Source organism: Variovorax sp. P4_D9 (assembly GCF_056401695.1).
In genome coordinates this window covers 1-10,797 of the sequence record NZ_JBFUIU010000284.1, presented here as the reverse complement: position 1 = coordinate 10,797, position 10,797 = coordinate 1, and the positions used below count along the sequence as shown (strand labels likewise).

At 65.1% G+C, this 10,797-nt stretch carries 8 protein-coding genes and 1 pseudogene; all 9 read right to left on the bottom strand.

Annotated elements, in window-relative coordinates:
• Positions 1-799 (bottom strand): GNAT family N-acetyltransferase (locus AC1DY5_RS26880; protein ID WP_478116346.1); only part of this gene is annotated, 799 nt, incomplete at its 3' end.
• Positions 796-1,755 (bottom strand): glycoside hydrolase family protein, encoded by a 960-nt coding sequence (locus AC1DY5_RS26875; RefSeq protein WP_478116344.1) that lies wholly within the window; start codon positions 1,753-1,755, stop codon positions 796-798. The genes AC1DY5_RS26880 and AC1DY5_RS26875, both read right to left, overlap by 4 nt.
• A gap of 10 nt (positions 1,756-1,765) precedes the next feature.
• Complete coding sequence (locus tag AC1DY5_RS26870) at positions 1,766-2,755, bottom strand: glycoside hydrolase family protein (protein WP_478116342.1); 990 nt, start codon at positions 2,753-2,755, stop codon at positions 1,766-1,768.
• Complete coding sequence (locus AC1DY5_RS26865; RefSeq protein ID WP_478116341.1) at positions 2,742-3,440, bottom strand: WbqC family protein; 699 nt, start codon at positions 3,438-3,440, stop codon at positions 2,742-2,744. Before AC1DY5_RS26865 ends, AC1DY5_RS26870 begins: the two co-directional genes overlap by 14 nt.
• A complete protein-coding gene (locus AC1DY5_RS26860; RefSeq protein ID WP_478116340.1) occupies positions 3,437-4,600 on the bottom strand; it encodes a DegT/DnrJ/EryC1/StrS family aminotransferase in 1,164 nt (387 codons plus the stop codon). Before AC1DY5_RS26860 ends, AC1DY5_RS26865 begins: the two co-directional genes overlap by 4 nt.
• Positions 4,597-7,125, bottom strand: a complete 2,529-nt coding sequence (locus AC1DY5_RS26855) for an O-linked N-acetylglucosamine transferase family protein (protein ID WP_478116338.1) — start codon at positions 7,123-7,125, stop codon at positions 4,597-4,599. Before AC1DY5_RS26855 ends, AC1DY5_RS26860 begins: the two co-directional genes overlap by 4 nt.
• 173 nt (positions 7,126-7,298) lie before the next feature.
• Entirely contained in the window at positions 7,299-8,510 is a 1,212-nt protein-coding gene (flgL, locus tag AC1DY5_RS26850) for a flagellar hook-associated protein FlgL (protein ID WP_478116336.1), read from the bottom strand.
• Between the two features lie 13 nt (positions 8,511-8,523).
• Positions 8,524-10,488 carry a flagellar hook-associated protein FlgK gene (gene flgK / locus AC1DY5_RS26845; protein ID WP_478116335.1) on the bottom strand — a complete coding sequence of 655 codons (1,965 nt, stop codon included), beginning with the start codon at positions 10,486-10,488 and terminating at the stop codon, positions 8,524-8,526.
• Positions 10,489-10,567: 79 nt separating this feature from the next.
• A pseudogene (locus tag AC1DY5_RS26840) lies at positions 10,568-10,797 on the bottom strand (methyl-accepting chemotaxis protein); the annotation flags it as partial.

Below are 10,797 nucleotides of genomic sequence, written 5' to 3'. Positions count from 1 at the left end.
GTTCCAGGACATGGGTCAGGACGATGTTGTCGTAGCGCTTCGGCAGAGTCGCCGCCTCAAAGCGCGAATGCACGAAATGGACCCGGTCGCCCAGCTTGCGCCTGGCTTCTTCCACGGCAACGCCGGAGGCTTCGACGCAAGTCACGTCATCGAAGTACGGCAGGAAGCGCCGGGTGAAGTCGCCCTTGAAGCTGCCCAGCTCCAGCAGGCTGCCCTTGTTGAAGAAGGGGTCGAACGACCGGATCATGAACTGGTGCATGACGTCGAAGTCGAAGCCGTAGGCGTACTGGTGGTCGGCGGTATCTCGAATCTCGAGGTCGAAGTCGCGTGAATTGCTCATGGTTGCTTTTTGTCCGGTATCCAGGTGCATGGCCATCGAGCGACCCGTCGCCTTGCCGACGATGAAGCCCGTCTTCTCATACAGATGGATCGCGCTGGCATTGCCGCGATCGGCCTCGAGCTCAAGGCGCTCGAAGCCCAGCTCTTTCGCATGTCCGATGCACTGCGCGAAGAGCCGCCTTGCGATCCCCTGCCCCTGCCATTCCCGCAGCACGCTGACGCTCGTGATGAACGCGGCACCGCGTCCGGCATCGTTGCAGTAGACCGCGACCAGTCCGACGAGCACGCTGCCCGCCCAGGCTTCGAAGCGTTCGGCGCTGGACGCCAGCTTGCGGGCATAGCCGCCGATCTCGACACGACCGCTCAGAGGCGGCACGAAATCGACGTCACAATAGGACAGGTGTTCGGCGATCTGCGCTTCGGTGGCCCTGTTCAGGAAGATGGTGACCCCGTCGCTCATGTCCCGATCTCCGCCAGCCCGAATCCACAACGGCCGAACTCGTTGCCGTTGTACAGCAGGTAGAACCTGCCGTCGCATTCGAATGCGTGCGGGTAGCACTGCATCTCGGAGTCCCACTCGCCCGGGCCGATTTCGAGCCGCGGATTCTCATCGTCGCGGGTCCAGTGGCTCAGGTCGTCGGAATAGGCGTGGCCGATGCGATAGCCGCGGCCCTTCGTCTTCCTGAAGTCGAAGGACTCCCGATAGCAGAAGAACATGTGGTGGCGGCCCGCGATCTCGACGACCGTGGGGAGCGCCTGGCTTTCGTCCGCGCCCAGGCGATCGCGGATGAGCTGCCGCGCTTCCTCCTTGACCCAGTGGATGCCGTCCTTCGAGACCGCATGGCCGATCTTGTAGGTGCGGTCGGCCGCTGCATCGGGCGCATGGCGCTTCCAGCCCGTGCCGAAGATGTACCACATGTGAAAAGTGCCGCCGATCACCTTCACGAAGCCGTCGCCGACCAGGCAAGGCTCGTGCAGTGAAGCGCCGAGCACGGGCCCCTGGCCGATGCGCTGGAAGCTGAGACCGTCGTCGTGGCTCACGGCAAGGCCGATGCCGGTGTCGACCGACACCGAGACCCGGCGGTTCCAGCCGCAGGTATAGGCAAGGATCCGATCGCCATGGCGTAGCACGTTCATCGGGAAGATGCCGTGCTCGTCGAAGCATCCCAGGCCCCCGAGCGGAATGACGGTCTTCTCGGAGACCCGAATGATCTCGCGCAGGTTCTTCTGCATGTCGACGAAGGCGATGTGGCTCAGGTACTTGCCGTTGGCCTTGTCCACGGCGCGGGTCGAAAAATAGATGCGCACGAAATCGTCGAACACGAGGGCCTGCGGCGACTGCGCGAACTGGACGCAGTCGTTCGGCAGCGCGTGTCGTGTCGGATCGAAGATTCTTCCGAGCTTCGTCAGCTTCATCGTTCGCCCCTCAGGCCAGTGTTCCGTCGAGCTCGGCCAGTCCGAAGCCGTGGCGGCCGACTTGGTCGCCGAGGTAGAAGAGACAGGTCTTGCCGTCCAGCTCGAACACATGCGGATAGCTGACCATCTCGGCATCCCAGCCCTGCTCCGACACGTCGATCCCGGCCTTCGCGTCATCGCGGACCCAGTCGGTCAGATTGCTGCTCGACGCATAGCCGATGCGATAGCCCTTCGCCTTGCCGCGGTAGTCGCTGCTGTAGCGGTAGCAAAAGAACATGTGATATTTGCCGTTGGCATGAAAGACGTCCGGGCTGGCTTGCGCCTCGTCCTCTTCGATGCGGCTCTCGATCAGGTCCTTGTTCAGCTTGGTCCAATGGATGCCGTCGCGAGATGTCGCCATGCGGATCTTGTAGACCGGCTCGGGCTTCCCCCCGACCCCCTTCCACTTGCGCCCGGCGATGTACCAGAGGCACCAGACGTCGTTGAAGCGGCGGATCTTCGGGCCACTGAGAACGAAGGGCTCGTCCGGCGAATAGCCGAGGACCGGGCCGCTGCCAAGTTTGGTGAAGGTCCGTCCCTGGTCCCGGCTGACGGCGCAGCCAATGGCGACATTGAAGGGCACCGATTCGCAACGCGTCCAGCCCGCGTAGTAGGCGCGGACCTCGTCGCCGGCGCGTATGACGGAGACCGGGTAGGTGCCGAACTCATCGAACGCACCCAGTCCTCCCAGGCCCAGGATGGGTTGCTCGCTGACCCGCAACACCTTGAACAGGTCCTTGCGGTCGAGGTCGACGTACGCCGAATAGCTCACGTACTGCCCGTTCGCGTCCGCCGGTGGGCGACAAGAAAAATAGACCCGCACGAAATCGCCGAAGACCAGCGTGGCCGGCGCCTGCGCGAACTCCTTCAGCCAGCTTCGCCCTTCGACCGCCTGCGGGGTGAAGACCTTGCCCCGCTTCTTCCACACGAACATCGGTGCCGTCCCCTCAGACCAGGTCATAGCCGGAGCCGACACAGCCGCGGACGGTGTCGAGCGAGTTGAACATCAGCACGTCGACGATCGAGAGCCACGGGACGAAGGGCTGGTCGAACTGCGGGTATTGCAGCGGCTTCGATCGGACGAAGCGCAGGTCGATGCCGTGCGCCCGAAACTCGTCCACGGCGTACAGCGCCATGCCGCCGATCGCATTGAAGTAGCTTCGAGCCCCGACGGCCTTGCATAAGGCGAGGACCTTCTCCTGATTCTTCAGGCCGTGATCGATCGGGATGCTCGAGGAGACCCGGATCTCGGTCGCGATGCCGAGGTGTTCGCAGGTGCTCGCGATCGCGTGATGGAGAAAGCCGAACAGGTTCGACTCCTCGCAGCGAACGCTCCGTTCGATCAAGGGAAAGGTCTGCCTGAAATACGGCGCCCGCCGGTACGCGCCCTCGAACTGCTGAAGCAGCTTGGCGCGGTCGAAGTCCGCTGTCAGCGATCTTTCCCGCACATCGAGGGCATCCGAGTCCCGCTTCAACGGCAGCGAGAACACGGCGTCCTTGYCGTTCTGCAGCATGCGATTGCGGTTGATCCAGCCTTTCTTCGTGTACTTGATGTTGTCGTACACGATGAACAGATCGGCCGCGCTGATGAGTTGGAAGTAGCCGATGTAGGGCATAAAGTACGGCTGCATGATGGCCACCTTCATGCGATCGCCTCGATCCTTACCTCGGTTCCTTCCTGCGTCGCGGCCCAGGCGCCGATCAGCCCGGCGATCGCTTCCACCTGCGCGTCCTGCAAGGCAGGATAGATCGGCAGGCAGAGCACCTGCTGCGCGGCAGCGGACGCCACCGGCAAGTTGTCGCGATGGGCCGAGGGCAAGCTCCGATACATCGGAAAGTCCGAGATCAGCGGGTAGAAGTAGCGGCGGGCGTAGATGTGGTGCTCGCGCAGCTTCTGGTAGAGCGCATCGCGGCTCAGCGCGTACTCGGGCTCGACGAGGATCGGGAAGTAGGCATGATTGGCGACCCGTTCGCCGGCATCCCGAAGGCAGCGGATGCCCGGGGTGCCCTCGAGCAGATCGCGATAGAGCGCATCGATCTGCGCGCGGCGCGCGAGTGCCTGATCGATGTAGTTCAACTGCAGCAGACCGAACGCGGCATTGACCTCGCTCATCTTGCCGTTGATTCCGGGCGCGACCACCGTGACCTCCCCCACATGGCCGAAGTTCTTCAACTGGTCGATGCGCACCTTGGTCTTGGCGTCGGGGCAGATGATGGCGCCGCCTTCGAAGGTGTTGAACACCTTGGTCGCATGAAAGCTCAGCGCCGAGAGATCGCCATGCCTCAGGATGCTGCCGCCGGCGTCCTGGACGCCGAAGGCGTGCGCCGCGTCATAGATGACCTTGAGGTTGTAGTTGTCCGCGATCGTCTGGATGGCCTCGACGTCGCACGGGTGCCCATACACGTGCACCGGCATGATCGCGGTCGTCTGCGGCGTGATCGCCGCCTCGATCCTGGCCGGATCGAGATTGAGAGTCAGCGGGTCGACATCCGCGAACACCGGCTTGATGCCATTCCAGAGCAGTGAATGCGAAGTCGCCACGAAGGAATACGGCGTGGTGATAACCTCGCCCGTGATGCGCAAGGCCTGCAGCGCCGTGACCAGGGCGAGGGTGCCATTCGTGAAGAGGGCCAGGTGGTTGACCCCCAGGTAGTCGCAAAGGGCCTGCTCGAGCTGATGATGAAAGGGGCCGCCGTTGGTCAGCGTCTTGTTGGCCCAGATCTTTTCCAGGTAGGGGATGAACTCGTCCAGCGGCGGCAGGTGGGGCTGCGTCACATAGACAGGATCCTTGCGCGATGTCGTCATGCTCGGCCCCCTTGAGCGCGAACGGCTTCGAAGGATGCGGCGGGCAAGCCGGCGCACCAGCGCCGCCACATCGTGCGCAGGGCCCGTTCCAGTCCGGCGGCGATCAGCGCGGGCTGGCCGATGGCCGACTGCGTGAAACGATCGCGAAGCCCGGCACGCAGTTGCGCCAGCTCGGGCAGGCGTTGCGCCCACGCCGCGCCCAGCGCCTCGAACGCCGCGGCGTCCTGGGCGACGAATTCATCCAGGCCGGCATGGCCGAGGACGCCGGCACCGACGCGGCCGGCCATCGTGCTGCCGGCGAGCGTCAGCGTGGGCACCCCCATCCACAGCGCATGCAAGGTGGTGGTCCCGCCGTTGTAGGGGAAGGTGTCCAGGCACACGTCGACCTGGTGGTGCAGCGCCAGGTAGTGCTGCATGACGGAACGCTGATGGAAGGCCAGACGACCGCGTTCGATGCCCTCCTCGCCGAACCAGCCGAGCAGCGCGTCGTATTCCCCCTCGCGCGGCATGGCGCCCAGCACCATGCGCGATGTGGGCACGGCGCGCAGCAGTTGCGACCACACGGCGACCACGTCCCGGCTCATCTTGTTGAGCCGGTTGAAGCTGCCGAAGGTCATGTGCCGCGCACGGAGTGCCGGCAGGTCGTTGACCGGCGGCGCCACTGCCGAGGGCAGAAAGGGCGCATTCGCCGGCAGCTGCACGAGCTTCTCGGTGAACTGGCTGTCGAATTGTCCCGGCGGCAGCATGAAGGGATCGCACAGGTAGTAATCCATGCTCTCGAGGCCGGTCGTCCCTGGATAGCCCATCCAGCTGACCTGGACCGGCGCGGGCTTGCGGGCGAAGGTCAGCAAACGGTTGTCGGCGGTATGGCCCGAGAGGTCGATCAGGATGTCGATGCCGTCGGCACGAACCTTCTGCGCAAGCTCGGCATCTTCCAGGCCTCCGACCGTGTGCCAGTGCTTCACGTAGCCACGCAGGCGTTGGCTCACGTGGTCCTCCGCGGCGCGCCGGGTCGAATAGGCATGCAGCACCAGGGACGCCTCGCCCGCCAGATGCGCGAGCACCGGCTCGAGAAACGAGGCGACGGCGTGGTTGTACAAGTCGCCCGACACGAATCCGACCTGCAGCGGCCGCTCGGGGTCAGGCGCTCGGTCATGGGGCCGCCAGGACGCCCGCAGCGGCGTTTCAAACTGCTCGCCAAAGCGGCGATGCTCGGCGAACAGGGGCTCGGCGCCGATCGTCTGGCTGAGGGTCAGGCTGGTCAGCAGGGCGCTGTGCGACGTGTACCGATCCGGCTGGGCCTGCAGGGCCCGACGGTAGCTGGCGTCGGCTTCGCCTTGCCGCCCCTGGGCGCTGAGCGCTGTGGCCAGGTTGGTATGGAGGTAGCCCAGGCCCGGCGCCACTGCCACGGCGCGCTGGTACACCGCTTCGGCTTCGGCCGAACGGCCCTGTTCCAGCAGCAGGATGCCCAGTTCGTTGTACCCGTCGGCCTTGGCCGGATCGATGTCGAGCGCCTTCCGGTAGCTCGCCTCGGCGTCCGCCAGCCGGCCCATGTAGCCGAGAACGGCACCCAACGCCAGGTGGGCATCGACATAGGAGGGGTCCATCTCCAGCGCCCGCCGGCAATGCATCTCCGCCTCAGAAAGCCGGGCCTGTCCCTGGAGCATGACACCCAGGTTACGATGGGCCTTGGCGTAGGTCGGGTCTATTTCCACGGCCCGGCGCAGACTGGCCTCGGCCTCTTTCTTGCGTCCCACGGAAGCGAGGGCCAGGCCCAGATTGAGCTGCGCCTCGGCATCCTGCGGCAGCAGTCGCGCGGCCGTCTCCATCGGCTGCAGCGCTTCCTCCGGCGTGCCCTGCATGCCGATCACCACGCCGAAAGTCTTCCAGGCTGCCCCGTGTTGCGGAAAGCGCAGGATCAGCGAGCGAGCCAGCGCCTTGGCCTCGTCATAGCGCTTCTTCTTGAGGGCCGTCTTGAGCTTGTCGAGCTCCCGAAGGCTCGGTTGCGCCTTGCCATTCGCATGGCTCGGCGCGTGCTTGGGCCGCGCCGCCTGTGCCACCGCGGCAGGCGCCTGCGTGTCGCGAATCGAACGGGCGATCTGCGCGCGAACTTCCAGCTGCGCGGCCAGCGCATCCACGACTTCGCCCTGCAAGCCGTGCTGCAATCCCGATTCCAGCAATTCCCGCGCGGCGTCGATCTGCCCGGCCTGCATCAGTGCATCGATGCAGCCGAGCCAGTACTCCGCGTTCTCCGGCTGCGCCTCCAAGGCCGCGGCGAAGTGGGGCAGCCCCTCGCTCGCCTGACCCATGCGCACGGCCAGTCGGCCCAGGCCGTAGTTCGCCTGGGGGTGACGTGGCAGCGCTTCCAGAATGCCGCGGTAGAGAGTCTCCGCCTGCGCGAGCTGGCCGGCCTCGTGACAGGTCGTGGCGAGCTGCAGGGATTCGTCCAGCGCTTGCGCCAGCGCGTCGAGCACGGGGCTGGGGTCCGGGCTGGCAGGTTGCTGCGATGCAAGGGATGCGGTCATCGATGAACAGAGTGTTTGCGGCGCTTCGATTGTTGGCGGCCGTGTAATGAAGCAAAGGGCGGATCAGAAGGGGAACCACCCTTCTGATCCGGAAACTGTGCGACGCCGCAATGAGAAAGGCCCTGCGCAAAGCTTTGCGCAGGGCCTCGAGATCAGATCCGCGACGGATGGGTCTAGAGATAGTTGAACAGCGAGATCGAGCTCAGCTTCGCGAAGGTCATCTGCGTAGCCTGCAGCGAGGTCTGCCGCTGGTAGAACTCCGAGATCGCGCTCGCCGGGTCCAGGTCCTGGATGCTGGAGAGGTAGCTCTTGTCGTTCAGGTCCCGGGTCGAGCCGCTGGCGCTGAGCGCGTCGAGCTCATTCAGGCGCGAACCGATCGAAGCCCGGACCGTCAGCACGTTGTCATGGGCGTTCGAGACCTTCACGTTGGCCGTGCTGAGCGCGTTCAACAGCTTGGCTTGCGCGCCGCTGCCGCCGCCGGTCAATGGCGTCTTCAGCGCGGTAATCAGATTGCCGATCGCGGCAAAGACGTCGGTGCCTGCATTTTTGGCCGTGGAGACGTCGAAGGTGTCGCCATTGGCAGGCGTTCCCGTGATCTGCACCTGGATGCCGCCGAAGGCGATCGGCGTCTTGGGGTCGAAGGTGCCGGTCGACACTGTCACCGGCGGTACTTCCTTGGTCGTCACCGTGTAGTTGCCGCCCGCAAAGCTGATCTGGAAGTCCTTGCCGTAGTTCGGGTCGGTCGCGTCATTGACCCCGATGGCGCCGAACACGCCCGATCCGGTGTTGGCGGCGTTGTCGGACGTCACATAGCCGGCACTGGCCTGCACCGACTGGAACACCGTGCGGCCGTCGTCCGACGTCGACATCTGGCGCGCCACATCCACTTGCATCAGGCGCTGGCCCTGGTCGCCCATGTATTGGACGCCCCCGCTCGCCGTCGAGACGAAGGGGGCGGTGGCGCTCTTGTAGCCGGCGAACAGGAACTGGCCGTTGCCGTCGTCCGAATTGGCGATGCCGACGAGCTCGTCGAGGTTGCTCTGGATGCTGGTGGCCAGCGAGGCGCGGTCGGCGTCGGACAGCGTGCCGTTGCCCGCCTGCACGGTCAGGGTCTTGATGTTCTGCAGGATCGTCGTCGTGCTGTCGAGCGCGTTCTCCTCGCGCGAGAGCGACAGCGTGGCGCGATCGCGGCTGGTCGCGTACTGCGAGGATTCGGCCAAGGTCTGGCTCACGCCGAGCGCCCGTGCAGCGCCCATGGGATCGTCGCCGGCGGTCAGGAACTTGGTTCCGGAAGCCAGCTTCTGCTGGACGCGGAACAGGTTCTGCTGCTGCAGGCCCATCGCGTTGACGTTCTGCTCGTAGAACGAACTGGTGCTGATACGCATGGCGGTTCCTGTATTAGTTGCTGATACCGAGGATCGCGTCGAAGATGGTCGACGCGGTCTGGATCACCTTGGCATTGGCCTGGTACATCTGCTGGAACATCAGCAGGTTGGCTGTTTCCTCGTCCTGGTTGACCCCCGAGATGGACTGCTGGCTGGCCTTGATCTGGCTGGTCACGCTGTCCTGGGTGGCACCGGCAACCTTGACCTGCAGCGCCCGGTTGCCCACCTCGCTGACCAGCTGCGAGTACGCGCCGTTGAAGGTCGTGGTGCCATTGGCCATCATGCTCTGGCGCTGCAAGGCGCCCATCAGCAGGGCATTGCTGCCGTCGGAGACGCCCGCCACGTTCTTGTCGATGGTGAAGGTGTCGCCCTGCGCCGGCGTACCGCTGAGGCTCACCGTGATGCCGTCGAAGCTGATCTTGGCACCGGCGGTGAAGGGCACCGGCGCGCCCGCTGCGTAGGTCGTTGCGATGCCGCTGGTCTGGGTCACGGTCACGGCGGACGCCGCGGGGAAGCCGGACAGCGTGCCGGTCGCCGCGTCATAGCTCATCGTGACATTGGCGGCGAGCGGCGTGGCCGGGTAACCCGCGCCGATGGTGGCCGCCCTGAGCGCCCCACTGCCCTTGTTGGTGCTGCTGTTGCCCGTGATCACGGGCGACGCCGCAGCCACCTTGGTCGGATCGAGGACCGTGACGTCCATGTCGCGCGCGCCGGTGCGGGTCGGCTGGACCAGGAAGGTGTCGCCGGCGTTGGCCGTGCCGCTGGCGGCGGAGAGGCTCACGCCGTCGAAGCTGATCGGAAAGCTCGTGAACGAACCCAGGGACTGCTTGTCCGACAGGCGCGTCACCGAATAGGTCGGGGTGCCGGCGACATTCGTGACCTGGACCGCATAGTCGCTAGAGGTCAGCTGGTTGCTGTTGGTCACGCTGCCCGAGAGCACCAGATTGCCGGAGTTCCCGGCGTTCGAGAAGACCCCCGGGGTGGCGGTCGTGAAGAAGTCCTGACCCAGCGCGCCATTCAGGTCGATGCCCAGTTTCTGCTGTGCATTGAGCGAGTCGGCCAGCGCCATCGAAAGGCGCCCGATCGCATTCTGCGTGGCCGTGAGCGTCTCGTTGCGGAAGGTCATCAGGCCGCCCAGCGTACCGCCCGTGAAGATGCTGTCGCTGAGTTCCGACACATTGCCGGCGACACCCACCAGCGCCACTGCCGTGCGGGTCGGATCGGCCGAGGACTGCATCGCCTTGACGGTGGAGAACTGGTCGCCAGTCACCAGCGACTGGCCGCTGCCGATGAAGACGTTGTATTTGCCGTTGTCCTGCTGCAGCACCTTGACGTCGACGATCTGGCTGAGCTCCGTCACCAGCTGGTCGCGCTGGTCCAGCAGGTCGTTGGGCGGCTGGCCGCCGGCCACCGCCGTAATCATGCTGATCTGCTGGTTGAGGCTCGCGATCTTGCTCGAGTAGGTGTTGATCTGCTCGACACGGCCCTTGATCTGGTCGTTGACCGACGAATTGATGTCCGTGAGGTACTGGTCCGTGGAGCGGAACTTGCTCGCCAGCGACTGGGCCGAGCTGATCAACTGCTGGCGGGCGGCGGTGTCGGAAGGCGTGTTGGCCACGCCCTGCACCGCCGTGAAGAAGCTCTGCATCAGCGGGCTGAGGCCACCCGTCTGGTCCGCCAGCAGCGAATCGATGCGGTTGATCTGCGTTCCGTTGGTGTCCAGCGCCGCGGAGGCAGACTGGGCGGAGGCGAGCTGAGCCGTGAGATAGCGGTCATAGCTGCGCGAGATCGTGGTGACGACCGCGCCGTTGCCGATGTAGCCGGAGCCGGTCGCGGTCGGCGAGTTGGTGGCGATCTCGGCGACCTGCCGGCTGTAGCCGGCGGTGTAGACGTTGGCGGTGTTGTGGGCCGTGGTCATCAGCGCGGTGCGCGCGACGTTGAGACCGCTCAGGCCCGTAAAGAACAAACTTCCTGACATGGGGATTACCTGGTTGAGTCGGTGGGGTGTTGCTTGCGGCATCGCCGCTGTAATGCATTCGGGTTCTATATCGGCAACACTAGGCCAGACTTGAAGGCCGCACTGCAGCGTCCGGGTTCCGCAGCCTGAAGACGCCCACCACCTGCGACAGGTCGCCGGCCTGGCCCTGCAGCGACTGCGCGGCGGCCGAGGCTTGCTCCACCAGCGCCGCGTTCTGCTGCGTCACCTGGTCCATCTGCGTGATCGCCTGGTTGATCTGCTCGATCCCCGAGGTCTGCTCCTGGCTGGYCGCCGTGATCTCGCCCATGA

Excerpts from the sequence above, each read along its gene's own strand:
- AC1DY5_RS26855 (WP_478116338.1), bottom strand. The coding sequence starts at position 7,125 with ATGACCGCATCCCTTGCATCGCAGCAACCTGCCAGCCCGGACCCCAGC.
- AC1DY5_RS26870 (WP_478116342.1), bottom strand. The coding sequence starts at position 2,755 with ATGACCTGGTCTGAGGGGACGGCACCGATGTTCGTGTGGAAGAAGCGG.
- AC1DY5_RS26875 (WP_478116344.1), bottom strand. The coding sequence starts at position 1,755 with ATGAAGCTGACGAAGCTCGGAAGAATCTTCGATCCGACACGACACGCG.
- flgL (WP_478116336.1), bottom strand. The coding sequence starts at position 8,510 with ATGCGTATCAGCACCAGTTCGTTCTACGAGCAGAACGTCAACGCGATG.
- AC1DY5_RS26860 (WP_478116340.1), bottom strand. The coding sequence starts at position 4,600 with ATGACGACATCGCGCAAGGATCCTGTCTATGTGACGCAGCCCCACCTG.
- flgK (WP_478116335.1), bottom strand. The coding sequence starts at position 10,488 with ATGTCAGGAAGTTTGTTCTTTACGGGCCTGAGCGGTCTCAACGTCGCG.